This window comes from Enterobacter cloacae complex sp. HYC074_NIDB (assembly GCF_056673345.1).
In genome coordinates, this window is sequence record NZ_CP114214.1 from 3,430,191 (window position 1) to 3,457,081 (window position 26,891).

Genomic DNA, 26,891 nt, shown 5'->3' on the forward strand with positions numbered 1-26,891 from the left:
TGCGCCTGACCCGGCCTACAAATCGGCAAAACCCTACCTTGTGATCCACAGCGTGGGCCAGGCATCTGGCCCATTCCAGTTATCACAGCTTGGCTCTTCCGCGTAGCGTACCAGACGGAAGCGCTGGCCGTTAAAACGCCAGCGGGTCTGGATCCCACAGTCGCCAATCCCGCGTCCCAGCGCCAGCGTGGTCAGCTCGCGCTTTTTTTCATCGAAGCTGGCATTCATCAGCTCCATGTCGCTACTCTGGCTGGAAGGGGTAAACGGCAGACGCAATCTCACGCTCCTGGCCGCAAACGGTTTTTTACGCGACACCAGCCACGCCAGGTCGACGGTGTTGTACGCCCCCGCCTCACAGCTGATGATCATCAGCGCTTTGTCATCGGTCAGCGCGGTCACGCGCACCTCACGCCGGTTCGGATCGAGAGAGCACTGGCTGTGGTTCATGCGCCAGTTACCGTAATCCAGCAGATCGTTCAATTCGTTATGCGTCAGCGGCGTTGGCGTGGGGTTCACCACCGCCACCTTTTTCAATGCCGGCGCAGGCGGCACGCTCAGCGGTGGACTATCCCCTTTTTTAATCCATGCCGTTTCACTTCCGACGCGTTTTTGCTGGGCATCGATAAACAGCAGCGCCGCTTTCAGCCCGGCCAAAGAGATTGTCTGCTTCCCCCCGCGCAGAGTCAGCGCCTGACCTTCCTGAATGGTCTTCAGAAACGTGGTGATGGTGCCCGTATCGTCTGTTTTAAGATGCCAGGGGGTTAACTGCCAGTGTTGCGACGTGAGTTTAAGCGGCACATTGTCGAGCAGCAGGCGCGGGGCGATGTCAGGCTCTTTCACCGGAGGCACCGAAAGCCCGCCGAGATCGATGCGCAGGCTGGCGTCCGTTTTTGCCCCCGCACTGCGGCTCAGCGTCATGACCAGACCGCGATGCTCGCCAGTGTTGCGCGCTACGCAGAAGTTCTGGTTATTGCAGGTCACCTGCCAGTCAGAAAAAGACTGCTGCGCAGGCGCAGCCCACACCCGAGGTGCGGGAAGCACGCAAATGAAGAAGAGAAGAAAAACGCAGTAGCGCATGAACGGCACAGCCCCGGAAACGAATAGGTCAATCTGGGGCGTATCTTCGTGCCCTGGGCGGGCTGGCTCAATCGGATTTATCGGATAGATTTATCTGAAATACAACTTATCGCGCTACCGCCGCCGCATTCATCAGCCCGCTGGTTTGCAGATATTGCAACAGGATCACCGCTTTACCGTCGCGGATCTCGCCGCGTTTCACCATGTCGACAGCCTGCGCGAAAGGCATTTCCAGCACTTCAATGTCTTCATCGTCCACGCCGCCGCCCCGGTGCGTGCGCTGGGCATCGGTATATTCCGCAATGAAGAAGTGGATCAGCTCGGTAACCCCGCCAGGGGACATAAACAGCTCAAAGACTTTCTGCACCGCCCCCACTTCAAAGCCCGTCTCCTCAATGGCTTCTTTGCGGATACACACTTCCGGCTCATCGTCATCCAGCAGACCTGCACAGGTTTCAATCAGACGTCCGTCCGCGTTGCCATTGACCCATGTCGCGATGCGAAACTGGCGGATCAGCACCACGCTTTGCTTTTCACGGTTATACAGCAGAATGGTTGCACCATTGCCCCGGTCGTAGACTTCGCGTTTATGGCGAATGACGTCCCCGTTCTTACGGGTAAGATCGTAAGTGATGTTACGCAGGACAAAGTAATTTTCAGAAAGGATTTTGTCTTTAATAACGCTAATGTTCAGGGACATACGGGCTCCACGGCAAAATGAGTCTGTTTATACTACGCCGTGAAGCCCGCTTTGTCGCCCGTCTGCGTTAATGCATGTTGCGCGGCGGCACGCCAAGCCAGTCCATGATCCCCTGCGCGGCATGGCGCCCTTCCGCCATCGCGGTGACCACCAGATCCGCACCGCGTACCGCATCACCGCCAGCAAAAATCTGCGGATTCGAGGTCTGGTAGCGATAACGGCTCTCCACGGAGGCCCTGATGCGCCCCCAGTCGTCGGTGTCGACGCCCTGCGCCTGAAGCCACGGCATGGCGTGCGGATTAAACCCAAACGCCATGATCACCGCATCCGCTGGCATGACAAACTCACTGCCCGCCACCGGGACAGGACGCCGCCGCCCCTGCGCATCCGGCTCGCCCAGACGGGTGCGCAGCATCCGGATACCGTTCACCTTCCCGTCGGCATCCAGCGTGAGCTCAACCGGCTGGACATTAAATTCAAACGCCGCGCCCTCTTCTTTCGCGTTTTTAACCTCTTTCTTTGAGCCCGGCATGTTGGCCTCGTCCCGCCGATAGGCGCAGGTGACTTTCGCCGCGCCATGCCGCAGCGCGGTGCGCACGCAGTCCATCGCCGTATCGCCCCCGCCGAGCACCAACACGTTTAACCCCTGCGTGTCGATAAACGGCTCGTCTGCGGCAGGGTCAAGGCCCATCACGTTCCGCGTGTTTGCCACTAAAAACGGCAGCGCGTCGTACACGCCCGGCGCGTCTTCGTGAGGGATACCCGCTTTCATGGAACGATAGGTCCCTACGCCGATGAACAGGGCATCGTAGTCGTTTTGCAGTTGGGCCATCGATACGTCTTTTCCCACCTCGCAGTTCAGCTCGAAGCGGATGCCCATCGCGCTGAATATCTCTCTGCGCCGCGCTAACAGGGATTTATCCAGCTTGAAGGCCGGAATACCAAAGGTCAGCAATCCGCCGATTTCCGGATGGCGATCGTAGACCGTCACACCGACGCCGCTGCGCACCAGTACGTCGGCGCAGGCCAGCCCTGCCGGACCGGCACCGATGATGGCGACGCGCTTACCGACCGGTTTAACGTGGCTGACGTCCGGCGTCCAGCCCATCGCCAGCGCCCGATCCGAGATATACCGTTCGATATTCCCGATGGTTACCGCCCCTGACGCATCCCGCAGGGTGCAGGCGCCTACACATAATCGATCCTGTGGACAGACGCGGCCGGTAATTTCCGGTAAACAGTTAGTCTGGTGAGAAAGCTCAGCCGCACCGATGATATCCCCCGCCCTGATCCGCTCAATCCACTGTGGAATATGGTTATGCAGCGGGCAGGTCCACTCGCAAATGCTGTGGTCGCCACATTTCAGGCACCGGGATGCTTCGCGCTGCGCCTGTTCCGGGCGAAACGGCAGGTAGATCTCGTTAAAATGACCTGCGCGCGCGTCGGGGCTGAGCTTTTCCGGCTCACCGCGCGCCGGGGTGTTTTGCATCTGTTGCCGTTTGGTTTGCGGAGGGACTGACTGAACCGCCTCGCTGTGCCACGGCAGCGCGTCCAGCCTTGCGCTGCGCTGTCGACGCTGTTTAACCAGCTTATCCAGCACGGCTGGGGTGGCGAGCGTAAGCACCTCTGCCGGGCAGTTTTCAACGCAGGCCGGGCCTTGCGGCCTTTCCAGGCAGAGGTCGCATTTGTGCGCCGAGGCCTTTACGCTGTCGTTTTCCAGCGGGGCGATCAGCATGTCCATCGTGCCAAACGGACAGGCCACCACGCAGGCTTTACAGCCAATGCATTTTTGTTGATTGACCTGTACGCTGTCGCTGTGTTGCGTGATGGCTCCGTTCGGGCAGCTTTGCGCGCAGGGCGCGTTTTCACAGTGGTGGCAGGTCACGGGGCTTTTTCGCAAGCCTGAGGTAAGGACCGTAATGCGGGGATGAAAATGGCGCTCGCTCAGCGCGTGCTGCTCCCCGTTGTGCGCCATCACACAGGCAACTTCGCAGGTGCGACAACCGATACACTGTTGAGCGTTGGCCATAATAAAACGATTCATAACAACACCTGTTTTTGGTTCAATAACCTTATTCTTTCTATTGTTATCGTATTTACCCACAGTGGCATGGCGACGCAATGTTCAAATGCCCTGGAAGGCGAACTATTTCCAGTGAACCTGTGGCAGATCAATTTAATTCAGGAAGCCGATGAGTGACCGTTAAACGCCCCGTATCGGGAAGCCTGGCCCGGGCTTTCTTTTCGATGATTGTCTTGTCCGTTCTGATCAGCGCCATTGCGCTGGTTACACTCGCCAGCAGCCAGCGCGACGCCGAGGCGATTAACATTGCCGGTTCGCTGCGTATGCAGAGCTACCGCCTGGGCTACGAGTTGCAGCGCGCCAGCCCGTCGCTGGCGGAGCACCGTGCGTTCTGGCAGAAAACGCTGAGCGCGCCTGCGTTGCAGAAGCTAAACCGCTGGTACGTGCCAGAGGACGTCAAACAGCGTTACCAGCAGTTGCACCTTGGCTGGCAGGAGATGGACACGCGAATCGCCAGCGGCGATACCGGGTGGTATCAGAGCCACATTGAGGATTTTGTGGGCCGGATAGATGCCTTTGTGCTGGCGCTACAGCACTACACCGAACATAAAATTCAGCTGGTGATTTTCATGTCGCTGACGGGCGGCCTGGGCATCCTGCTGCTGGCGGTGGTGACCCTGCGGCGCATCCGCCGTCAGGTTGTGCTGCCGCTGAATAATCTGGTGGCAGCGAGCGAACGTATCGAACAGGGGCAGTTCGACACCCCCGCACCGGATATTATGCTTCCCAACGAGCTGGGCCAGCTTTCCCGCGCCTTCAACCATATGTCGGCGGAATTACACACCCTGTACCGTTCCCTGGAGCACTCCGTTGCCGAAAAAACCCGCCACCTGAATGAAGCGCATCAGCAGCTTGAAATGCTGTTCAAATGCTCACAGGCGTTGAATACCGGGCAGATAGACAGCCACTGCTTCCGGCATATTTTGCAGATTGTGCATGACTATACGCAGATGAATTACCTGCAATTGCGCACCAGTGACGACTGGCAGCTTTACGAAGGACAGGAGTCCCCGGGCGAGAAAATGCACAATTTACCGGTATTAATGCAGGACACCCTGTACGGCGAACTGCGCTGGCAAAGCGCGACCGGGGATGTTCCGCTGCCGCTCATGGAAAGCGTGGCGACGATGCTGGGCCGGGGGCTCTATTTCAATCAGGCGCAGAAACATTATCAGCAGTTGCTGCTGATGGAAGAGCGCGCCACCATCGCGCGCGAGTTGCATGATTCGCTGGCGCAGGTGCTCTCCTATTTGCGTATTCAGCTTACGCTGCTGAAGCATGCCGTGCCGGGCGACAATGCCCCGGCGCAGGCCATCATTACGGACTTCTCTCGCGAGCTGAATAACGCCTGGCATCAGCTACGCGAGCTGCTCACCACCTTCCGCCTGACGCTCAATCACGCCAATCTTCCTGCCGCGCTACAGGAGTCTCTTGATGGATTGCAAAGCCAGACCAGCGCGAAGTTGGTGCTCGACTGCCGTCTCTCATCGCTGGCGCTGGACGCGCAAAAACAGGTGCACCTCTTACAGATTGTGCGTGAGGCAGTGCTGAATGCGATTAAACATGCCGATGCGAGCGAGATTGTGGTCAGCTGCGTCACCACCGCGGACGGCACTCACACGGTCACAATCTGCGACAACGGTATTGGTATCGGCGACGCCAGTGAACCGCCGGGGCATTACGGGCTGAATATCATGCGCGAACGCGCGGGACGGCTCGGCGGGACATTACACTTTTCTCAGCCGCCACAGGGTGGGACACAGGTCAGCGTAACGTTCCGGACGCCTGCGGCGCAGGCTGAAAAATAGCGGGAAAGAAGGCGCGCTGAAAAAAGCGCATGATAATTTACATTATCTCCTTTATTTCTCCACGTTTGACCTGGGCCTTACCGCTAAAGTTAGGCGGGCAATAAACAATAATGACGTGCAGCAAAACGAGGTCACACTTTAATGGCGAATTTTTTCATCGATCGCCCCATTTTTGCCTGGGTGCTTGCAATCCTGTTGTGTCTGACGGGTGTCCTGGCGATTACTTCCCTTCCTGTTGAGCAATACCCCGACCTCGCGCCCCCCAACGTGCGTATCACGGCGAACTATCCTGGCGCCTCGGCACAGACGCTGGAAAATACCGTCACGCAGGTTATCGAGCAGAACATGACGGGTCTTGATAACCTGATGTACATGTCCTCGCAGAGCAGTGCCACGGGCCAGGCGACGGTAACCCTAAGCTTTACGGCGGGCACGGATCCGGATGAAGCGGTGCAGCAGGTGCAAAACCAGCTGCAATCGGCCCTGCGTAAACTGCCTCAGGCGGTGCAGAACCAGGGGGTGACCGTGCGTAAAACCGGTGACACCAATATTTTGACCATCGCGTTTGTTTCAACCGATGGCTCGATGGATAAGCAGGACATCGCGGACTACGTCGCCAGTAATATTCAGGACCCGCTCAGCCGTATCAACGGCGTGGGTGATATCGACGCCTACGGCTCGCAGTACTCCATGCGTATCTGGCTGGATCCCAACAAGCTGAACAGCGTGCAGATGACCGCTAAAGATGTCACCGACGCTATCGAATCGCAGAACGCCCAGATTGCCGTGGGGCAGCTCGGCGGTACGCCGTCCGTGGACAACCAGGCGCTTAACGCCACCATCAACTCCCAGTCGCTGCTCCAGACACCTGACCAGTTCCGCAATATTACTCTGCGCGTGAATCAGGACGGTTCGGAAGTGCGTCTGGGGGATGTCGCCACCGTGGAAATGGGGGCGGAAAAATATGACTACCTGAGTCGCTTTAACGGCAATGCCGCGTCCGGACTGGGGGTAAAACTGGCCTCCGGCGCCAACGAAATGGCGACCGCGCAGCGGGTGTTAGAGCGTCTGGATGAACTGTCGCATTACTTCCCGCACGGACTGGAGTACAAAGTCGCCTACGAAACCACCTCATTCGTAAAAGCCTCCATCGAAGATGTGGTGAAAACCCTGCTCGAAGCTATCGCGCTGGTGTTCCTCGTGATGTACCTGTTCCTGCAAAACTTCCGCGCCACGCTGATCCCCACCATTGCGGTGCCGGTGGTGCTGCTGGGAACCTTTGCGGTGCTGTATGCCTTCGGTTACAGCATCAACACCCTGACCATGTTCGCCATGGTGCTGGCCATCGGCCTGCTGGTGGATGATGCCATCGTGGTGGTGGAAAACGTCGAGCGCATTATGAGCGAGGAAGGGCTTTCGCCCCGCGAGGCCACGCGCAAATCGATGGGACAAATTCAGGGCGCGCTGGTCGGTATCGCCATGGTGCTGTCGGCGGTATTTATCCCGATGGCATTTTTTGGCGGCACCACGGGCGCGATTTATCGCCAGTTCTCGATCACCATCGTCTCTGCAATGGTGCTCTCCGTACTCGTGGCAATGATCCTTACCCCTGCCCTGTGCGCGACGCTGCTCAAACCGCTGCATAAGGGCGAACACCACGGTCAAAAAGGCTTCTTCGGCTGGTTTAACCGCATGTTTAACCGCAATGCGGCGCGCTATGAAGCGGGCGTGGGTAAAGTACTGCACCGCAGCGTGCGCTGGATGGTGGTTTATGTCCTGCTGCTCGGCGGCATGGTGTTCCTGTTCCTGCGGCTGCCAACCTCGTTCCTGCCGCTGGAAGATCGCGGCATGTTTATTACCTCCGTACAGTTACCGAGCGGCTCGACCCAGCAGCAGACCCTGAAAGTGGTGCAGAAGGTTGAGAACTACTTCCATACTCAGGAGAAAGATAACGTGGTCTCCGTCTTCTCCACCGTCGGCTCTGGCCCCGGCGGTAACGGGCAGAACGTGGCGCGTATGTTTGTGCGCCTGAAAGACTGGGACCAGCGCGACAGCGATACCGGCTCCTCCTTTGCCATCATTGAGCGTGCAACCAAAGCGTTCAACAAAATCAAGGAAGCGCGCGTTTTCGCCAGCAGCCCGCCCGCCATCAGCGGCCTGGGCAGCTCAGCCGGGTTTGATATGGAGCTTCAGGATCACGCGGGTGCCGGGCATGACGCGTTGATGGCTGCTCGCGATAAACTGCTCGAGCTGGCCGGGAAAGATCCGCAGCTTACCCGCGTTCGTCATAACGGTCTGGATGACAGCCCTCAGCTACAGGTGGATATTGACCAGCGTAAAGCGCAGGCGCTGGGCGTCTCCATCGACGACATTAACGACACCCTGCAAACGGCATGGGGCTCAAGCTACGTAAATGACTTTATGGATCGCGGCCGCGTGAAGAAGGTCTACGTTCAGTCTGCCGCCAAATACCGCATGCTGCCGGACGATATCAACCGCTGGTATGTGCGCAATAACACCGGCGGCATGGTGCCGTTCTCGGCGTTTGCGACGTCACGCTGGGAGACCGGTTCGCCGCGTCTGGAGCGTTACAACGGCTATTCGGCGCTGGAGATTGTCGGTGAAGCCGCGCCGGGCGTCAGTACCGGTACCGCAATGGACATTATGGAAAAACTGGTTCAGCAGTTACCGACTGGCTTTGGCCTGGAGTGGACGGCGATGTCCTACCAGGAACGGCTTTCCGGCGCTCAGGCGCCTGCCCTGTATGCTCTTTCGCTGCTGGTGGTATTCCTTTGCCTGGCGGCGCTGTATGAAAGCTGGTCAGTGCCGTTCTCGGTGATGCTGGTGGTGCCTCTCGGGGTCATCGGCGCGCTGCTGGCAACCTGGATGCGCGGCCTGGAAAATGATGTCTATTTCCAGGTCGGACTCCTCACCGTGATCGGATTGTCGGCAAAAAACGCCATTCTGATCGTCGAATTTGCCAATGAGATGAATGCCAAAGGTCACGAACTGATGGCCGCCACGCTGCACGCCTGTCGTCAGCGCCTGCGTCCGATCCTGATGACCTCTCTGGCTTTTGTGTTTGGCGTCCTGCCGATGGCCACCAGCTCCGGCGCAGGCTCCAGCAGCCAGCACGCAGTGGGTACGGGCGTTATGGGGGGAATGATATCCGCGACGATACTGGCTATCTATTTCGTACCGCTGTTCTTTGTGCTGATACGTCGTCGTTTCCCGCTGAAGGATAAGCCGGAATAACCCGTTGAAATAAAAAAGGCGGCTTTACAGGCCGCCTTTTTATTGTGTGATTCTTTCACACTATGGTTATTTTAGTTAATTAAGTGCTCTTGCATTTCTTACCGGAAATTCATTTACGAAGCATGCCTTCGATAAAATCTTTCCAGTTCCCCAGTTCACGTTCAATCATAACAACCTCTCTTATTATTATGCGCATTCTACGAAAACGTATCATCATTGTGAAGCCACTTTAACCGATTGCTGTGATTGAGCCCCGCTGTACTGGTAGGTTTAGGATCACTATGAGCGTTGCCGGGTAAATTTTATGTGACCTACAGCAATATTTTGAAATAGTCGGAAAAATGACAGCATTTTTAATTTCCCCCTGAGTTTATTGGCAATTTAAACAGGGTGGACAACTATGCTTAAAAGATGAAAGACTATTCAGCTTACAGCTGTTCGTTGAATTATGGAGAATTGTAAATCCCGAAAAATTCCGAATGTGTTATATTCCACTTCAGGATATATCTTCGAAAATATTGAACATTTAATCCACAAAAGAACAAAAGGATTCACTATGGTTGTGATGTACGGCATTAAAAATTGCGACACGATTAAAAAAGCCCGCCGCTGGCTGGAAGCACACAACATCGACTATCGCTTCCACGATTACCGTGCCGACGGGCTTGACCCCGCGTTTCTCCATTCCGCCATCAACGAACTGGGATGGGAAGCGCTGCTGAATACCCGCGGGACCACCTGGCGAAAACTGGATGAATCTCTCCGGGCCACGATCAACGACGCCGACAGCGCAGCCAAACTGATGCTTGAAATGCCGGCAATCATCAAACGCCCATTGCTCTGCAAGCCAGGTCAGCCTATGCTGCTGGGTTTCAGTGAAACCCTTTATTCAGATTTATTCGTTGAGGTGTAGTCTATGTCATGCCCGGTCATTGAGCTGACTCAGCAGCTTATTCGCCGTCCTTCCCTTAGCCCGGACGACGCAGGTTGTCAGGCATTAATGATTGAGCGCCTGCGTGCCATCGGTTTTACCGTGGAGCACATGGATTTTGGCGATACGCAGAACTTCTGGGCATGGCGTGGTCAGGGGGAGACGCTGGCGTTTGCCGGACATACTGACGTAGTTCCCGCGGGCGACGCAGACCGCTGGATCAACCCGCCTTTTGAGCCGACCATCCGCGACGGCATGCTTTTCGGACGCGGCGCTGCGGACATGAAAGGTTCCCTGGCTGCGATGGTCGTGGCGGCAGAGCGTTTCGTCGCCCAGCATCCGAACCATAAAAACCGTCTTGCGTTTTTGATTACCTCCGACGAAGAAGCCAGCGCCCATAACGGCACCGTGAAGGTCGTTGAGGCGCTGATGGCGCGCAATGAACGTCTGGACTACTGTCTGGTGGGCGAACCGTCCAGCACCGAAGTGGTGGGCGATGTGGTGAAAAATGGCCGCCGTGGATCCCTGACCTGCAATTTGACTATTCATGGCGTGCAGGGCCACGTTGCCTATCCGCACCTGGCGGATAACCCGGTACACCGCGCCGCGCCGATGCTGAACGAACTTGTGAGCATTGAATGGGATAAAGGCAATGAATTTTTCCCGCCAACCAGCATGCAGATAGCCAACATCAAGGCTGGCACCGGCAGCAACAACGTCATTCCCGGCGATCTCTTCGTCCAGTTTAACTTCCGCTTCAGCACCGAACTGACTGACGAGATGATCAAAGCGCGAGTGATTGCGCTGCTCGAGAAATATCAGCTGCGCTATACCCTCGACTGGTGGCTGTCTGGCCAGCCGTTCCTGACGCAGCGCGGTAAACTGGTGGATGCGGTAGTGAACGCCATTGCGCACTATAATGAAATTAAGCCACAACTGCTGACAACGGGCGGCACGTCTGACGGACGCTTTATCGCCCGCATGGGCGCACAGGTTGTCGAACTGGGTCCGGTTAACGCGACGATTCACAAAATCAATGAATGCGTGAACGCTGCCGATTTACAACTGCTGGCCCGCATGTATCAACGTATTATGGAGCAACTCGTCGCCTGACGGGTGCTTAAAGAGGATTAGCGAATGGACTGGCTTTCAAAGTACTGGTGGATTCTGGTGTTGGTATTTCTGGTAGGCGTGCTGCTTAACGTGATTAAAGATCTCAAGCGCGTTGACCACAAAAAGTTCCTTGCCAACAAACCGGATCTTCCGCCGCACCGTGATTTTAACGACAAGTGGGACGATGAAGACGACTGGCCGAAGAAGGACCAGAAGAAGTAATTGTACACACCCCTCACCCCCGGCCCCTCTCCCCAGAGGGACGAGGGGGGTTTTGTTCCCTCTCCCTTTGGGGAGAGGGTTAGGGTGAGGGGAAATGTTTAAATAAACTCGACGATATCATCGTCATTCGGCTTAGCGCCGCTGAGCGCTTCATCAAAGTAGTGCTTCGGTACGGTATAACGCAGATGATCGAGCGCGAACTGCATGCTGCGATCGTCAATGGCATGCCCCAGATCGTCTACGATATCCAGCGTCACATCTCCGCCCTCGCGCATCAGCGTCTCCTGGGCGGCTACTGCATGCGAAAGCTCAATTACCCGGTCTTCACCCCCATGAATGAGATGGATCGTGGTCTGCGTGGTCGCGCTTTGCGGTAACGTCGCAAAACGCCCGTTAAAGGCAATCACGCGGGACACCAGTCCGGGCTGCGCTTTTACGCTTTCCAGCGACATGATTGAGCCCTGAGAGAAGCCAATCAGTGCCGTTGCGTCGGCGCCTACGCCGCTCTGCTGCTGCCAGTAACGCACGGTATCGATAAAGGCTGGCATAACGGCATCAATACGCGCCTGACGATTCTCCTCCGTCACGCCCTCGACGGAAAACCACTGCCGACCGTCCGGACCGCACGGCTCCACGCCGCCGATGCTGACGATCAGCGCGTGTGGGAAAACGGGTGCAAACCAGCTGCCAATCTGTCCCATATTGACGGCATTGTCGCCCACGCCATGAAACAGAAGCAGGAGCTGTTTAGCAGGCGTATCCGGGCTTTGCACAACAAAATGGTCATGTTTCATGGCGATCTCCTTAATTGATAAGCAGGATTTTACGCCTCTGCGGGGTAATGACCATGCCACTTTACTGAAGAAGTCATTGAAAAAATTGCCATTGCAAAATGTCGGCTTTCAGCTGCTGGCTACGGGAGTAATCAAGCCTTTCAAGCGCGTGTGCGGTTTCCTCGCGTTGCTTCGCCAGCAGCGCTTTGCGCCCGAAATCGTGCGTATTCCCTTCCATTTTCCCGCGCAGCGCCGGGAGTGGGATGTCCACGGCTAACACCAATCGCGTTAGCGCCGCAACCGAGGTTGAAAACGCCCGGTGAGCAAAGGCAAACCCCGCCAGCTCCAGCCAGTCATCACTATTAAGGGTAGCTTCCCATGCATCCGTCACCGGGATCTTTTCGCCATTCCAGGCCGACAGGACGCGCATATCACGACATAAACGCTGATGCGCCTGTTCGCAGAGCTGATGCCCCGCCTCGCTCAGCGGCAGCAACGCCATCGCCGTATAGCACCCGCTGCTGGCTTCCCGGTGGCTGCCCATCCGCACCAGCACAAACCCGCACTGCCGCCAGAAACGCCACAGCTCGTCGGTATAGCCAAAGCTGACCGAGAGATAATCTTCTCCGCTGGCACTGCGGATCAGCCGCTGGCCGATGCCTTCCCGCTGGCGATGGGGATGAACCGCAATGCGGCTGACGCGTCGGCCTTTCAGCGTCGCCGCGAGCGGCGAACCGCCGTGCGCCGCCAGCGACTGCGCCACCAGATTTCCACGCGGCCGACGAAACCCCGCCCATACTGCGCGGCTAAGTTCAGGGGGTAATCCCCCCTCCTCCACCAGCCAGAGCGCGCCCGCGATCTCCGCGCCCGCCTGAGCAACAGCAAAGTGCTGGCCGGGGGCGTCCATCATCCGGCGTAAATCGAGGGGGGACGTTCGGTAGTGCGCGGCACACAGCAGTTCATACACGCCTGCCCCGCGCGCCGGATCGTTCTCCCATATCCCGGGCTCCAGCGACGTTAAACGTACCTCCCCTGCCGGTTTGCGATCGATAAGCGCATCGTCGAACAGCAGCGCGTTCGCCACTATCCGCTCAAGGGGGCATCCGGCAGCCCAGCGAACTGGCGTGGATAAGGTATAGCGCCGCAGCCCGCTGAACCGGGCGCAGAACTTCAGCAGGAATCCCCTGCCCGTGCCTTCATAACCCTGCACCGTGGTGGTCAGCAACACGCGGGGAAAGCGCGACACCAGCTTCTCCAGCAGCGGGCCGGGGATAGCGGCTGCCTCATCGACAATCAGCCAGTCAGCTTCTGTGGTGGAGGCCAGCAGCGCATCCGGGGCCATAAAGTGAAAATGTTCCCCGGCGAAACGCGCGATGACATCCGTCGCCCCTTTTGCCGGTGCCGTCACTACTGCACTCCCCTGAATGCCGCTCAGCAACATGCCCGCCAGGGCGGACTTTCCGCGTCCGCGCGGCGCCGTCACGGCGGCCACGCCCGCAGGCATGGTCAGAAGAGCGTCGAGGATTTCAGCCTGCTCGCGCTGCGGTTCACCGCTGGCGGGCTGCCAGGCGGGTAAATCTGGCGCAACGGGAAGGCACAGAGGACGATGTTGATGCCAGACGATGGCATCTGAATCGGCGGCAAGCATCCGGCAAAAGTGGTGAACAAAGTGCGGGGTGGCGATCGGCTCTGCGCTGTCGCTCCAGCGCAGAGAATCCCTGTCGGGCCTGTCAGCCCAGACGGAGAACGGCGGCACCAGCAGCACCAGAAGGCTTCCGGCGCGCAGGGTCCCGCTGAGGGCGGCGAAGGCCGAGACGTCAAATCCGCGACGCGCGTCAAAAACGGCATGCAGGTATTCACGTCCCAGCAGGCCGCTGATGGCCTTAGAGGGGTTTTCCTCCAGCCACAGCCAGTCTCCTGGTAACGTATCGCGCAGATGGGTCGCCTGGCTCAACGTCCACGCTTCATCGCCGCTAAGCACCACCAGCCGGCGGTGCCCGGTACGCTGAAGCTGGTTAACCAGCTGTTCAAACCCCAACATCACATAGCTTTGCCGAAGGTATTACACTGCGACGGGTTGCCGCTGTCGAAGCCACGCTTAAACCAGCTGTAGCGCTGCTCTGAGGTGCCATGGGTAAAGCTGTCCGGCACAACGCGCCCCTGGCTCTGCTGCTGCAAGCGATCGTCACCAATCGCCTGTGCGGCATTCAGGGCCTCTTCCAGATCGCCTGTTTCCAGCACGCCCTGCTGCTGCATGCTGTGTCCCCAGACGCCAGCGAAGCAGTCGGCCTGAAGCTCCATGCGTACGGACAGACGATTCACCTCCGCCTGAGACGCATTCTGCTGCATCTGACGCACTTTAGGCTCAATGCCGAGGAGCTTCTGCACATGGTGGCCGACTTCATGCGCGATCACGTAGCCCTGGGCAAAATCGCCGTCGGCGCCCAGCTTGCTTTTCATGTTGTCATAGAAGGAGAGATCGATATAGACGGTGCTGTCCGCCGGGCAGTAGAACGGCCCCATAACGGACTGCCCGGTGCCGCAGCCGGTGCGGGTTGCGCCCCGGTACATCACCAGTTTTGGCGGCTGATAAGTCCGCCCCATTTTCTCGAACTGCTGACCCCAGGTATCTTCGGTCGTCGCGAGAATAACGGAAGTAAATTTCGCCGCTTCATCTTCATTCGGGCTGATGGAGCGCTGAGAATACTGCTGCTGTTGCCCGGTTTCACCGGTCATCAAACCGGTCAGGTCGACACCGTAGTAGCCCGCCACCAGCACGACGACCAGCAGAATAATGCCGCCCTTGCCGCTGGGTAACCGGAAACCTGGCCCGCCCATAGACGGACCACCGCCACCGCTGCTGCGTCTGTCTTCTACGTTGTCACTTTCACGACGCCCTTGCCAGCGCATAAACACCTCGAACTATTCCATTTATAATAGCTATGATCGTAGGCGGTTAATGAAAGGATTACCATAGTAAACAAGGATAAGACGCCAAAGGATGCCCACATCCTTTGGCAAATGCGCAGTTTAGTCGAGCTTAACGCCTAAACGGTGAGCAACCGCTTCGTACGCTTCGACCACGCCACCCAGACTCTGGCGGAAACGGTCTTTGTCCATTTTATCCAGCGTCTCTTTGTCCCACAGGCGGCTGCCGTCCGGAGAGAATTCGTCGCCCAGCACCACTTCGCCTTTGTACAGACCGAACTCCAGCTTGAAGTCGACCAGGATCAGGCCCGCGTCATCAAACAGCTTTTTCAGCACGTCGTTGGCTTTGTAGGTCAGTTCCTGCATGCGCGCCAGGTTCTCTTTGCTTACCCAGCCGAAGGTTTCACAGTAGGATTCGTTGACCATCGGGTCATGCATGGCGTCGTTTTTCAGGAACAGATCGAACAGCGGTGGATTCAGTTCGATACCTTCTTCGATGCCCAGACGCTTCACTAGGGAGCCTGCGGCACGGTTACGGATCACGCACTCAACCGGCACCATATCCAGTTTTTTTACCAGACATTCCGTATCGGACAACAACGCTTCCATCTGAGTCGGGATACCGGCTTCGGCCAGTTTGGTCATAATGAAGTGGTTGAACTTGTTGTTCACCATGCCCTTACGATCGAACTGCTCAATGCGTGCGCCGTCTCCTGCTGACGTATCATTGCGGAATTCGAGCACCAACAGATCCGGGTTTTCCGTGCTGTATACGGTTTTCGCTTTGCCACGATACAACTCAGCTTGCTTCTGCATCTTCATTACTCCTGGTGTGATGATTTGTATTCAAAACTGGCCATATTATGCCACGCACACGTTTGCGTAGCACGAAAATAAAAAGGGCTGGATTAACCAGCCCTCAATATTATTTGCTGAATGCGGCCTGGAAGGCAGCGACCAGCGCATCGTTCTGCGCCTGGGTCAGCGTGTGTCCTTTCGGATCGATAAATTGCAGGCTGCTGCGGTTATCGAGGTCGCCGACCTGGATTTTGTAGTCACCGGAAGGCAGCTGTGGATCGCTTGCCCCCAACTCCTGCCAGGCGCTATCAGACAGCGGCTTATAGGTCGCTGTGATGCTGCCCGTTGAACGGGTGCTGTCGGTCACCTTCATGCCCACTTTTTCAAGCGTTGCTGGCAGACGCTGCCAGGTCTGGTTAAACGGCGCACGCACCACCAGCATCGGCAGACCGGTATCGTCTGCACCGCTCTGCACGTCAAAGGTTGAGCCGTTACGGTTCTGCGCGGCGTTTGCGGCATCGGTAGCGTTCTTATCCAGACCCGCTGCAATCACGTTCAGCATTTCAGTGCTGTAGCGCTGCATGGCGGACGGATCGGCAACCGGTTTACCTGCCTGCTCAAGATTCAACAGCTTAACGGTAACCGCCTGCTGATAACCCTGCGGCTTAACGGAGACTTGATAACGACCACGGTACTGCTGGTCTTCATCGAGACGGTTCCACTCAATCCAGTCGGTGGTTAAAGCTTGGCTGGCGTCGTCGCGTTTATCAATCGTATAGTTTTTCGACTGAATGACGCTTACAACCTGCGGCCACAGCGTTGTACCGCGTGCGCTTTCCACCAGCAGAGAAGCTGTATCACCGGTGAACTGCGTGCGCGCGCCGCTCACGAGCGCCAGAGGCTGAGCTGGCGGACGAATATCGAGCGCTTTACCCACCAGGCCGCTGCCGTTGGTAACCGGAATATTATAATCACCGTTCTGGATCGGCAGGATCATGCCGGCAGGCGCGTGAAGTTCAGCAAGCGGCGGCGCATCCAGATAGGATTCATCACCGCTCACCTGGCGCTTGTAGCGCGAGTCTGAACTACAGGCAGCGAGGAGCATAACAAGCGAAACACCCGCAACCTTCGCCAGGCGCGACTTCTGTACTGAATAAGCCATCAAATCTCCCTAAACTTTACAGCAAACCGGCATGCTTCAGCGCGCCAGCGACAATTTCACGACCGTGGTCGGTAATCGGTGTCATTGGCAAACGCAGCGTGTCGGTTGCTACAAGCCCCAACTCCTTACATGCCCATTTCACTGGGATCGGATTGGGTTCGACAAATAATTTATTGTGCAACGGCATCAGACGCTGATTAATCACGCGAGCTTCATCAAAGTGACCGGCTGCGGCCAGTTTGCACATGTCAGCCATATCGCGCGCCGCCACGTTCGCCGTCACGGAAATCACGCCGTTACCACCGAGCTGCATAAAGTCCAGCGCGGTCGCATCATCACCGCTCAACAGGATAAAGTCGTCTGAAACCAGCTCTTTGATCTGATGAACGCGGCTTAAGTTCCCTGTCGCCTCTTTAATCCCGATAATATTTTTTACTTTCGAGAGACGGCCAACGGTTTCCGGCAGCATATCGCAACCGGTACGGGACGGCACATTATACAGAATTTGTGGCAAGTCAGTATGTTCAGCGATGGCTTTGAAATGCTGGAACAAACCTTCCTGAGTAGGACGGTTGTAATAAGGGGTCACCGTCAGACAGCCGACAATGCCGCTGTCGTTAAAACGTTGGGTCAGACTGATAGCTTCTGCGGTTGCGTTTGCGCCCGTCCCCGCGATGACCGGAATACGCCCGTCCGCCAGTTCCAGGGTCAGCATCACAACGTCGCCGTGCTCTTCGTGGCTCAGCGTAGCGGATTCACCGGTAGTCCCTACCGAAACGATCGCCGAGGTTCCATTGGCGACATGGTAATCAATGAGCTTCTTCATGCTTGACCGGCAGACATTACCTTTTTCATCCATCGGTGTAACAAGCGCGACAATACTTCCCGTGAACATGAGCCATCCTCTGTGCGAACAAGAGCCTCAATGTTACGTTTGGAACTGTAATAAAAGCAAGCGACCTGAGGCTCTCAGGCGGTTGTATGCATGTTTTTTTTATGCTTTCCTTAGGAAGACTTAACCACGCAAAGGAAGAACAGGTTTGACAACCTCATCACAACATTACCTGGTTATCACTGCGCTGGGTGCTGACAGGCCGGGTATCGTGAATACCATCACTCGCCACGTGAGCAGCTGCGGCTGCAACATCGAAGACAGCCGGCTGGCTATGCTTGGCGAAGAGTTCACGTTCATCATGCTGCTTTCCGGAACATGGAATGCCATTACCCTCATCGAATCTACCCTGCCGCTGAAAGGCGCAGAGCTGGATTTACTGATTGTGATGAAGCGCACCACCGCGCGCCCGCGTCCGGCTCTGCCTGCCACGGTCTGGGTACAGGTTGAAGTGCCTGATTCACCTCATCTGATTGAACGTTTTACGGCGCTGTTTGACAGCCATCAGATGAACATTGCCGAACTGGTTTCCCGCACGCAGCCGGGCGATGAAAACGCAATCCCGACGCTGTTTATTCAAATTACCGCACACAGCCCTGCCTCGCAGGATGCGTCAAATATCGAGCAAGCGTTCAAAGCCCTCTGTACAGAATTACACGCGCAAGGCAGTATAAGCGTCGTCGATTATTCGCAGCACGAACAGGATGGAGTTGAGTAATGAACCCACTGAAAGCCGGTGATATCGCACCGAAATTTAGCTTACCGGATCAAGACGGCGAGCAAGTAAATTTGACCGACTTCCAGGGACAGCGTGTTCTGGTCTATTTCTACCCGAAAGCCATGACCCCGGGCTGTACCGTACAGGCCTGCGGTCTACGCGACAACATGGATGAGTTGAAAAAGGTCGGTGTGGAAGTGCTGGGCATCAGCACCGATAAGCCAGAGAAGCTGTCACGTTTTGCGGAAAAAGAGCTGCTGAACTTCACGCTGCTTTCCGATGAAGACCACCAGGTTTGCGAGCAGTTTGGCGTCTGGGGTGAGAAGTCCTTTATGGGCAAAACGTACGACGGTATTCACCGTATCAGCTTCCTGATTGGCGCTGACGGTAAAGTTGAGCACGTGTTTGATGATTTCAAAACCAGCAACCACCACGACGTGGTGTTGAAGTGGCTGAAAGAGAACGCGTGATCATTTTAGTGCCGGGTGGCGCTGCGCTTACCCGGCCTACAAGGTATATGCAAAACGGTAGCGCATGCTACCGTTTTTAGTGTTTGCCCCCCTCTCCCCGTGGGAGAGGGTTGGGGTGAGGTCATCAGCCCGCACTAAATCTACTTATCTTCCACCGCCGGCACATCCGGCCACGCGTGGACCACGGCTTTAATCAGCGTCGCCAGCGGAATGGCGAAGAATACCCCCCAGAATCCCCACAGCCCGCCGAAAATCACCACTGACAGGATAATCACCAGCGGATGCAGGTTAACGGCTTCTGAGAACAGCACCGGTACCAGCAGATTTCCGTCCAGTCCCTGAATAATCAGGTATACGGCGAAACAGCTCCAGAACTCCGTACCCAGACCAAACTGGAACAGCGCCACCCCCACAACCGGAATGGTCACCACAAACGCGCCGATATACGGGATCAGAACCGAGAATCCGACCAGCACCGCCAGCAGCAACGAGTAGTTCAGCCCGAAGATCACGAAGCCAATCCAGGTCGCCACGCCCACCACAATCATCTCCAGCACTTTGCCGCGAATGTAGTTGGTGATCTGCTGGTTCATCTCCTGCCAGACCTGACCGGCGAGACCGCGATTGCGCGGCAGCACGCGGCGCACCGCGTTCAGCATCTGCTCTTTATCTTTGACCAGGAAAAACACCATTAGCGGCACGAGAACAAGGTAAACCGCCAGCGTCAGCAACCCCACCAGCGAGGCCAGAGAGTATTTCACCACCGAATCACCCATGGTCATGATGCGGGCGCGCATGTTTTCGGCCATCGCATCGATGATTCCGGCGTCCATCAGCGCAGGATAGCGGCGCGGCAGCGTGGCGGCAAAATCAGACAGTTTATTCAGCATGCCGGGCATATCACGGATCAGGTAGATCCCCTGTTGCCAGGCGATGGGCATCACCACGAAGGACATCAGCAGCAGAATGCCGACAAACAGCACCAGGACAATGCTGGTCGCCCAGCGGCGGGAACAGCCGATATGTTCCAGACGCGCGGTGGGCCACTCCAGCAGATACGCCAGTACAATCGCCACCAGTAGCGGTGCCAGCAGGCCACTAAAGAAGAACAGGATACCGAATCCGGCAACCAGAATGACCAGCAAAGCAATGGCTTCCGGGTCGCTAAACCGACGCCGATACCACTGCATTAACATTTCGAGCATACAACCCTTCCCTGAATCGAATGGCGGGAGTGAGACGGTGAATTGTATCTAACTGTCACAAAAAAGACTTTCCTTTTTGTTTCACTGTCAGGTTTCGCAAAACCCTGATGAATGGGATTTTCTTCATCTCTTAACACGGCTACACTCGCAGAGCAGCGGAGATGAACGTTATGCGGGTTCATCGGTCAAATTAGCACATCCAAAATACAGGACAGTGGTTATGTTCAGGCAGTTGAGAAAAACACTGGTTGCGACACTGATTGCCGCCGTGACGGTGGGTCAGGTGTTGCCCGCTTTCGCTGACTCGTCCGATTCATTGCCGGACATGGGCACCACGGCAGGAAGCACGCTCTCCATCGGGCAGGAGATGCAGATGGGTGATTATTACGTACGCCAGCTACGCGGCAGTGCTCCGCTGATTAACGACCCTTTGCTGGTGCAGTACATCAACGGTCTGGGGATGCGGCTGGTGGCGCACGCCGACTCGGTAAAAACGCCCTTCCACTTCTATTTAATCAATAACGACGAAATCAACGCCTTCGCCTTCTTTGGCGGGAACGTGGTGCTGCATTCGGCGCTGTTCCGTTATTCCGATAACGAAAGCCAGCTGGCGTCCGTCATGGCGCACGAAATTTCGCACGTCACCCAGCGCCATCTGGCGCGTGCGATGGAAGATCAGAAGCGTAACGCCCCCCTGACCTGGGTGGGCGCGCTGGGTTCCATTTTGCTGGCGATGGCCAGCCCGCAGGCCGGGATGGCGGCGCTTACCGGGACGCTGGCGGGGACGCGTCAGGGGATGATCAGCTTTACCCAGCAGAACGAGCAGGAAGCAGACCGCATCGGCATTCAGGTTTTACAGCGTTCCGGCTTTGACCCGCAGGCCATGCCGAGCTTCCTGGAAAAACTGCTCGACCAGGCACGCTACTCGTCGCGCCCGCCTGAAATTCTGTTGACCCACCCGCTGCCGGAAAGCCGACTCTCGGATGCCCGTAACCGTGCCAACCAGATGCGTCCGATCGTGGTGCAGTCTTCGCAGGATTTCTACATGGCCAAAGTGAGAACGCTTGGCATGTACAACTCCGGACGTAATCAGCTCACCAGCGATCTGCTGGACGCGCTGGCGAAAGGCAACGTGCGCGAGAAAAACGCGGCGCAGTATGGTCAGGCGCTCCAGGCGATGGAGGCCAGCAAGTACGATGAAGCGCGTAAAGCGCTACAGCCGCTGCTGGCGTCGGCGCCTGACAATCCGTGGTATCTTGACCTCGCCACCGATATCGATCTGGGGCAGAAAAAAGCGACCGATGCGATCAATCGTCTGAAAGGGGCGAAAGACATTCGCAACAATCCGGTATTGCAGCTTAACCTGGCGAACGCCTACTTACAGGGCGGCCAGCCCGGCGAGGCGGTGACCATTCTGAACCGCTACACCTTTAACAATAAAGATGACCAGAACGGCTGGGAACTGCTCGCCCAGGCCCAGGGGCAACTGGGTAACCGCGATCAGGAGCTGGCCGCGCGTGCGGAAGGCCTGGCGCTGGCGGGTCGCCTCGATCAGGCCATTTCCCTGTTGAGCAGCGCCAGCTCACAGGTGAAGCTTGGCAGCCTGCAACAGGCCCGCTACGATGCGCGAATCGACCAGCTGCGCGGCCTGCAACAACGCTTTAAGCCGTACGAGAAGATGTAATAAAGGAGAAGTCATGACAGACGCGGTAAAAATTTACCATAACCCTCGCTGCTCCAAGAGCCGCGAGACGCTGAATCTGCTGAAGTCTAACGGCATCGATCCGGAAGTGGTGTTGTATCTGGAGACGCCGCCGGATGCGCAGACGATCCGCCAGCTGCTGAAGATGCTTAACATGGGCAGCGCACGCGACCTGATGCGTCAGAAAGAAGATCTGTATAAGTCGCTTAATCTGAACGATACCAGTCTCACAGAAGATCGGCTGATTCAGGCGATGGTCGACAATCCAAAGCTGATTGAGCGCCCGATTGTGGTGGCGAACGGCAAGGCGCGTATCGGCCGTCCACCGGAAGACGTGCTCGGGATCGTCTAATCGTTACGCCGCAGCGCTTCCAGAAACGCCTGCGGCGTACGCTCTCCCAGCTTTTTCTGCGCTTTTCCCCGGTTGTAAAACTCACACAGTTGGATCAACAGCGCTCCCGCCGGTTCACTGTTCACCCGCGGAATGATCTCACGTAACGGCACGGTGGCCTGAAGGGCAAGATAATACTGTGAATGCACTTTTACGGTGACGTTATGCTCCGGCAAGTTCACTGCCAGCCCAAAAGTCTCAACAGATTGAATATCAGCCGGACAGGCAGCCAGCACCTCGTTCGTCCAGCGGGTCAGCAACTGCGGCGAGACACCGGCATAAAGCCGGGCGTAGCACCAGCCGCTAACGGGTTCACGCGCCCAGAGCAGGTGTTGCTCCCCACCGTCGTCCATATGCAGCGATAGCGGCTGATGATGCAGAAGTAGCTTCTGCGGCATGATACCGGCCTTCAGCGCCTTTTTGCCCTGCAACGACGCCCCCTTTTGTCTTACCGAAGCCGGTTTGAGGTAGCGGTTCAGGGTCGCGCGGGAAACGGCGATCCCGAGTCCGTCATTCACCAGCAGCAGCAGTTCATCCAGCGGTGCACCGGTGATATCACGCAGAGCATTTATCAGTGCTGCCTGCTCTTGTCTCAACGCTTTATGTATCACTTTTGGCGTGGTGTGGTTATCCGAAACCTGGTCGCGGTTGCGCCAGCGCCTGACGGTGGTGACCGAGATACCCAACTCAACGGCAAGCTCTCTGTCGCTTTTATCTGACTGCTGAAGATAACGACGGATACGCGGTGTGGTGGTGGCGTTGGCATGCAGTTTGATTTCCATCGCGTCTCTCTCCGCAACTAATCTTATGAGATTTATATCAGAGCAGCGAATGCTTTGTGACCGATTTCACCTTTCGCTCGCCGCGCTTCACTGATAATCCACAGACATAACATAAACAATACCTCTCAATTTTGTACGGAGTTCACAATGAACAATGTTCTGGGATTTCTTGAAGCAAAACTGATGCCGCTGGCGGCGAAAACGGCCCAGCAGCGTCATCTTGGGGCCATTCGTGGGGCCTACGTTTCATTCATGCCGTTTATCATCGTCGGCTCCATTCTGCTGGTGATCTCCTCCTTCCCGAATCAGGCCTATCAGCAGTTTATGTCTCAGGCCTTTGGTGAGAGCTGGAGTGCAATTATAGAGATCCCGTTTAACGCGGTGTTCTCAACCATGTCGCTGTTTATCAGCTTCCTGGTGGCCTACCGCCTGGCTGAGCATTATGGCGAGGACCGCATCTCCTGCGGCATTCTGGCGCTGGTCGCGTTTCTGATCCTGACGCCTTTTATCAAAGTGGCGGAAAACGGCGGCATTACCGTGATGCCGGTGGAGTGGATTGGCAGCAAAGGGCTGTTCGTGGCGATGATCGGTTCCCTGCTGTGGACGGAACTGTTCTGCTGGCTGAAGCGCAAAAAGCTGGTCATCAAAATGCCGGACGGCGTGCCTCCGGCGGTGCAGGAGTCGTTCGCGGCCCTGATCCCGGCCCTGCTGGTGATGATTCTGGTGCTGCTTATCCGCATCATCTTTGAAAACACCCACTACCACACCATCCACCAGTTTATTTATGAAGTGGTTGCCACCCCGGTGCGCCACTACGGCACCTCTTATTTCGGGGCGCTGATGACCGTATTCAGCATCACCATTCTGTGGTCAGTGGGCATTAACTCCGGTTCGATGATCAACGGCATTATTCGTCCGTTGTGGATGGAAAACCAGACCGACAACATCGCCGCGATCCAGGCGGGAACGACGCCGCCGCATATCATTACCGAACAGTTTTTTGACATGATCTGGATGGGCGGCGCGGGCGCCACGCTGTCGCTGGTGATTGCGATGCTGATTTTCGCCCGCAGCAAAAACATGCGCGAAGTGGCGCGCCTCGGTGCGGGTGCCTCGGTGTTTAACATCAACGAACCGATTCTCTTTGGCCTGCCGGTGATCATGAACCCAATCATGCTCATCCCGTTCAATCTGGTACCGCTGGTGCTGGTCACCGTGCAGTATGCGGCGATGAAAATTGGTGCGGTCGCCGTCACCACCGGGGTGTTTATCCCCTGGACGCTGCCGCCGGTTATTAGCGGCTTTATCGTCACCGGGCACCTGAGCGGCAGCGTGATGCAGCTTCTCAACCTGCTGATTGGCGCCATGCTGTACCTGCCTTTCATGCGTATCGTGGATAAACAGTACCGCGCCGCGGAGCTGACTACCGCTACGCAACCCGACACCACCCTTGCAAAACAGGAGTAAAGCATGTGGGGAATTATCGCAACCTGGCGAATGGCGCTTGAAGGGGTAACGGAATCTGCGTCTGCGCTGGCTGCGGGCAAACCGGTCGCTGCGGCGGTAGTGGATGCCGTCGCCGCCGTCGAGGACTTTCCGCTGTATAAATCCGTCGGCTACGGCGGGCTGCCGACAGAGAACGGCGAGGTGGAGCTGGACGCGGCCTATATGGACGGCGACACGCTGGCGTTCGGCGCCGTGGGCAATCTGGTGGATATCGCCAACCCGGTGCGCGTGGCGCACGCGCTCAGCCGTCAGCGCTATAACAGCCTGCTGGTCGGCCAGGGCGCGCGCGAATGGGCGCTGAGTCAGGGCTTTGCCGATAAAACCATGCTCACGGATCGCGCCATGCAACACTACCGTAAGCGCTGCCGCGAAACGCTGGATAAGGGGTTAAGCCCCTACGACGGACATGACACCGTCGGCATCATCGGCCTCGATAAACAGGGCTCGATGAGCGTCGCCACTTCCACCAGCGGCCTGTTTATGAAAAAACGCGGTCGCCTCGGTGACTCACCCATCATCGGCTCCGGCTTTTACTGCGACAGCGAAACCGGCGCGGCCACCGCCACGGGCGTCGGTGAAGATCTGATGAAGGGCTGTACCAGCTACGAAATCGTTCGCCGGATGGCGCAAGGCATGACGCCGCAGCAGGCGGCGGATTCGGTCGTGTTCGAACTGGAAGACAAACTGATGTCGCGCTTCGGTCGCGCGGGCGATCTCTCCGTGGTGTGCATGAACAGCAAAGGAGAATTTGGCGCCGCGACCAACATCAAAACCTTCTCGTTCGTGGTGGCGACGGCTCGCCAGCCCCTCACCGTTTTCCGTACTGAACGCCTGCGGGAGAAAACGCACTATCACGCGGTAGATGAGGAGTGGATGCAGGCCTATGCCGCGCGGATCTGCGCACCGATTGAGGAGTTATGATGATCACGTACCAGTTTATCAACGCGCTTTCAGACGCGAAGCCGCAGAGCCATTTGATTGCGCGCGCTGACAGTTCCCTGTTACCGGATAGCGCTCTTATCGCTGAAATGCGCCAGCAGAGCACCGTCGCGGACGCGCGCTTTGGCTGCGCGCCGTTTGCCCGCATCACTCTGTTGCCGGATGCGCTCCGGCATGACGCCCTGACCGAAGGGTTGATCACGGCCCTGCGACCGCTGCTTACCGCCCCCGCCAGCGCCGAACTCGTGCTGGACGTGACGGATATCGACGATGTGGTGCTGGCGCAGGTACTGCGTTTTCTCTTTAATCAGGCGCACATGCTCAGTGACCTGAAGCTGAAGAAGACGGACGAAGCGCTGCGCCTTACCTGCATCACTGCCCTCTGCCTGCCGGAACAGCAGGCGAAGCTGGAGACGACCTTCCGCCAGCAGCAGGCCATTGCGCTCGGCATGGTTGCGGCACGACGTCTGGCGGATATGCCATCCGACCGCTGTACGCCGCAGTTTGTGGTGGAAGAGGCGCAAAAACTGTGTGCCGCCAGCCCTGCTCTGCGCTGCGAGGTGTTGGATGAAAAGCAAATTGTTGAGCAGGGGCTGGGGCTACTGCACGCCGTTGGCAAAGGGGCGACCTGCCCGCCTCGCCTGCTGGCTATTCACTATAACGGCGTGTCTGATGGCCCGGTGCGCTGCTACGTGGGAAAAGGCATTACCTTTGACACCGGCGGCCTGTGGCTGAAGGAAGGCGCGGGCATGTACACCATGAAATATGACATGTGCGGCGCGGCTAACGTGCTCGGGCTGATGCTGACCGTTGCGGAGCAGAAATTACCCGTGCGCATCATGGGCGTGCTGGCGCTGGCGGAAAACGCCATCGGCCCCGACGCCATGCAGCCCGGCACGGTGGCAACAGCCTGCAACGGCATTACGGTGGAAATCAACAACACCGATGCCGAGGGCCGGCTGGTGCTGGCAGACGCTATCGCCTGGGCGAGTCAGCGCCATCCGCAGGCGCATTATATTATTGATATGGCGACCTTAACCGGAGCGGTGGTGAAAGCGCTGGGGTATGAGCTGAGCGGGCTGATGACCCAGGATGAGCCGTTGCGTCAGGCACTGACGCTCGCGGGCAAACGGAGCGGCGACGAGGTGTGGTCCCTGCCGCTGGATGCGAGGCTGAGAAAGCAAACCGACAGCGCGATTGCCGATCTGTGCAACACGCCGACCAACAATGCGGCGATCAGCGCCTCGGCGGCGTGGCTGCTGCACCATTTCTGCCCGCCGACTATTCCGTGGGCGCATCTGGATATCAGCGGGACGGCGCTGTGGCGAGAAAACGGACGGAGCGTGGCGTCGGGAAGACCGATTCCGCTGCTGGTGGAGCACTTGTTGGGGGATCTTTAGCCGGGTGGCGGCTGCGCCTTACCCGGCCTGCAAGGT

Annotated in this window: 24 protein-coding genes; 12 read left to right on the forward strand and 12 right to left on the reverse strand. The window is 57.2% G+C overall.

The window, feature by feature from the left end:
- Positions 1-33 precede the first annotated feature (33 nt).
- The 3 genes from O1724_RS16655 to aegA form a co-directional block, all read right to left on the reverse strand.
- The gene (locus O1724_RS16655) at positions 34-1,077 is read right to left on the reverse strand and encodes a DUF1176 domain-containing protein (protein WP_126296751.1); all 1,044 of its coding nucleotides are present in this window, start codon (positions 1,075-1,077) and stop codon (positions 34-36) included.
- Between the two features lie 106 nt (positions 1,078-1,183).
- Positions 1,184-1,777 carry a GDP-mannose pyrophosphatase NudK gene (gene nudK / locus O1724_RS16660; RefSeq protein ID WP_045328422.1) on the reverse strand — a complete coding sequence of 198 codons (594 nt, stop codon included), beginning with the start codon at positions 1,775-1,777 and terminating at the stop codon, positions 1,184-1,186.
- A 67-nt stretch (positions 1,778-1,844) separates the two neighbouring features.
- Positions 1,845-3,821, reverse strand: coding sequence for a formate-dependent uric acid utilization protein AegA (gene aegA / locus O1724_RS16665; protein ID WP_126296752.1), 1,977 nt, complete (start codon positions 3,819-3,821; stop codon positions 1,845-1,847).
- Positions 3,822-3,973: 152 nt separating this feature from the next.
- Here aegA and narQ point away from each other — a divergent pair, with 152 nt between their 5' ends.
- Both narQ and acrD read left to right on the forward strand, forming a co-directional pair.
- Entirely contained in the window at positions 3,974-5,668 is a 1,695-nt protein-coding gene (narQ, locus tag O1724_RS16670) for a nitrate/nitrite two-component system sensor histidine kinase NarQ (RefSeq protein WP_126296753.1), read from the forward strand.
- A 141-nt stretch (positions 5,669-5,809) separates the two neighbouring features.
- Positions 5,810-8,923 (forward strand): multidrug efflux RND transporter permease AcrD, encoded by a 3,114-nt coding sequence (acrD, locus tag O1724_RS16675; RefSeq protein WP_003863561.1) that lies wholly within the window; start codon positions 5,810-5,812, stop codon positions 8,921-8,923.
- A gap of 109 nt (positions 8,924-9,032) precedes the next feature.
- On the opposite strand, the gene ypfM is transcribed toward acrD, so the two are convergent.
- Positions 9,033-9,092 carry a protein YpfM gene (gene ypfM / locus O1724_RS16680; RefSeq protein WP_015572204.1) on the reverse strand — a complete coding sequence of 20 codons (60 nt, stop codon included), beginning with the start codon at positions 9,090-9,092 and terminating at the stop codon, positions 9,033-9,035.
- Between the two features lie 387 nt (positions 9,093-9,479).
- On the opposite strand from ypfM, the gene O1724_RS16685 reads away from it, so the two are divergent.
- The 3 genes from O1724_RS16685 to O1724_RS16695 are packed head-to-tail and all read left to right on the forward strand — an operon-like array spanning position 9,480 to position 11,189.
- Positions 9,480-9,836, forward strand: coding sequence for an ArsC family reductase (locus O1724_RS16685; RefSeq protein ID WP_015572203.1), 357 nt, complete (start codon positions 9,480-9,482; stop codon positions 9,834-9,836).
- 3 nt (positions 9,837-9,839) lie between these two features.
- The gene (gene dapE, locus O1724_RS16690) at positions 9,840-10,967 is read left to right on the forward strand and encodes a succinyl-diaminopimelate desuccinylase (RefSeq protein ID WP_003863566.1); all 1,128 of its coding nucleotides are present in this window, start codon (positions 9,840-9,842) and stop codon (positions 10,965-10,967) included.
- 24 nt (positions 10,968-10,991) lie between these two features.
- The gene (locus O1724_RS16695; RefSeq protein WP_000383991.1) at positions 10,992-11,189 is read left to right on the forward strand and encodes a YpfN family protein; all 198 of its coding nucleotides are present in this window, start codon (positions 10,992-10,994) and stop codon (positions 11,187-11,189) included.
- 98 nt (positions 11,190-11,287) lie between these two features.
- On the opposite strand, the gene ypfH is transcribed toward O1724_RS16695, so the two are convergent.
- The 6 genes from ypfH to dapA form a co-directional block, all read right to left on the reverse strand.
- Positions 11,288-11,983, reverse strand: coding sequence for an esterase (ypfH, locus tag O1724_RS16700; RefSeq protein ID WP_023314628.1), 696 nt, complete (start codon positions 11,981-11,983; stop codon positions 11,288-11,290).
- A 73-nt stretch (positions 11,984-12,056) separates the two neighbouring features.
- On the reverse strand, positions 12,057-14,003 hold the full coding sequence (locus tag O1724_RS16705; protein ID WP_126296754.1) for a tRNA(Met) cytidine acetyltransferase TmcA: 1,947 nt from the start codon (positions 14,001-14,003) through the stop codon (positions 12,057-12,059).
- On the reverse strand, positions 14,003-14,872 hold the full coding sequence (ypfJ, locus tag O1724_RS16710) for a KPN_02809 family neutral zinc metallopeptidase (RefSeq protein ID WP_126296755.1): 870 nt from the start codon (positions 14,870-14,872) through the stop codon (positions 14,003-14,005). Before ypfJ ends, O1724_RS16705 begins: the two co-directional genes overlap by 1 nt.
- Before the next feature lie 120 nt (positions 14,873-14,992).
- Positions 14,993-15,706, reverse strand: a complete 714-nt coding sequence (gene purC / locus O1724_RS16715; RefSeq protein ID WP_001171626.1) for a phosphoribosylaminoimidazolesuccinocarboxamide synthase — start codon at positions 15,704-15,706, stop codon at positions 14,993-14,995.
- 109 nt (positions 15,707-15,815) lie between these two features.
- Entirely contained in the window at positions 15,816-16,850 is a 1,035-nt protein-coding gene (gene bamC / locus O1724_RS16720; RefSeq protein WP_003860539.1) for an outer membrane protein assembly factor BamC, read from the reverse strand.
- A 16-nt stretch (positions 16,851-16,866) separates the two neighbouring features.
- Positions 16,867-17,745 carry a 4-hydroxy-tetrahydrodipicolinate synthase gene (gene dapA / locus O1724_RS16725; RefSeq protein ID WP_003860542.1) on the reverse strand — a complete coding sequence of 293 codons (879 nt, stop codon included), beginning with the start codon at positions 17,743-17,745 and terminating at the stop codon, positions 16,867-16,869.
- 145 nt (positions 17,746-17,890) lie between these two features.
- Here dapA and O1724_RS16730 point away from each other — a divergent pair, with 145 nt between their 5' ends.
- Together O1724_RS16730 and bcp are read left to right on the forward strand one after the other, a co-directional pair.
- Positions 17,891-18,460, forward strand: coding sequence for a glycine cleavage system transcriptional repressor (locus tag O1724_RS16730; RefSeq protein WP_000213743.1), 570 nt, complete (start codon positions 17,891-17,893; stop codon positions 18,458-18,460).
- The gene (gene bcp, locus O1724_RS16735) at positions 18,460-18,930 is read left to right on the forward strand and encodes a thioredoxin-dependent thiol peroxidase (protein WP_023314630.1); all 471 of its coding nucleotides are present in this window, start codon (positions 18,460-18,462) and stop codon (positions 18,928-18,930) included. Before O1724_RS16730 ends, bcp begins: the two co-directional genes overlap by 1 nt.
- A gap of 140 nt (positions 18,931-19,070) precedes the next feature.
- On the opposite strand, the gene O1724_RS16740 is transcribed toward bcp, so the two are convergent.
- Positions 19,071-20,135: an AI-2E family transporter gene (locus O1724_RS16740; protein WP_023314631.1), complete on the reverse strand. Its 1,065-nt coding sequence runs from the start codon at positions 20,133-20,135 to the stop codon at positions 19,071-19,073.
- Positions 20,136-20,355: 220 nt separating this feature from the next.
- On the opposite strand from O1724_RS16740, the gene bepA reads away from it, so the two are divergent.
- Together bepA and arsC are read left to right on the forward strand one after the other, a co-directional pair.
- Positions 20,356-21,819, forward strand: a complete 1,464-nt coding sequence (gene bepA, locus O1724_RS16745; protein ID WP_126296756.1) for a beta-barrel assembly-enhancing protease — start codon at positions 20,356-20,358, stop codon at positions 21,817-21,819.
- Positions 21,820-21,832: 13 nt separating this feature from the next.
- The gene (gene arsC, locus O1724_RS16750) at positions 21,833-22,189 is read left to right on the forward strand and encodes an arsenate reductase (glutaredoxin) (RefSeq protein WP_003860549.1); all 357 of its coding nucleotides are present in this window, start codon (positions 21,833-21,835) and stop codon (positions 22,187-22,189) included.
- On the opposite strand, the gene O1724_RS16755 is transcribed toward arsC, so the two are convergent.
- A complete protein-coding gene (locus tag O1724_RS16755) occupies positions 22,186-23,010 on the reverse strand; it encodes a hypothetical protein (RefSeq protein WP_003860550.1) in 825 nt (274 codons plus the stop codon). The genes arsC and O1724_RS16755 overlap by 4 nt on opposite strands.
- 147 nt (positions 23,011-23,157) lie before the next feature.
- Here O1724_RS16755 and celB point away from each other — a divergent pair, with 147 nt between their 5' ends.
- The 3 genes from celB to O1724_RS16770 are packed head-to-tail and all read left to right on the forward strand — an operon-like array spanning position 23,158 to position 26,855.
- The gene (gene celB, locus O1724_RS16760; protein ID WP_063944234.1) at positions 23,158-24,477 is read left to right on the forward strand and encodes a PTS cellobiose transporter subunit IIC; all 1,320 of its coding nucleotides are present in this window, start codon (positions 23,158-23,160) and stop codon (positions 24,475-24,477) included.
- A gap of 3 nt (positions 24,478-24,480) precedes the next feature.
- Complete coding sequence (locus tag O1724_RS16765) at positions 24,481-25,437, forward strand: glycosylasparaginase (RefSeq protein WP_032609807.1); 957 nt, start codon at positions 24,481-24,483, stop codon at positions 25,435-25,437.
- Positions 25,437-26,855 (forward strand): leucyl aminopeptidase family protein, encoded by a 1,419-nt coding sequence (locus O1724_RS16770; RefSeq protein ID WP_126296779.1) that lies wholly within the window; start codon positions 25,437-25,439, stop codon positions 26,853-26,855. Before O1724_RS16765 ends, O1724_RS16770 begins: the two co-directional genes overlap by 1 nt.
- Positions 26,856-26,891: the final 36 nt, after the last annotated feature.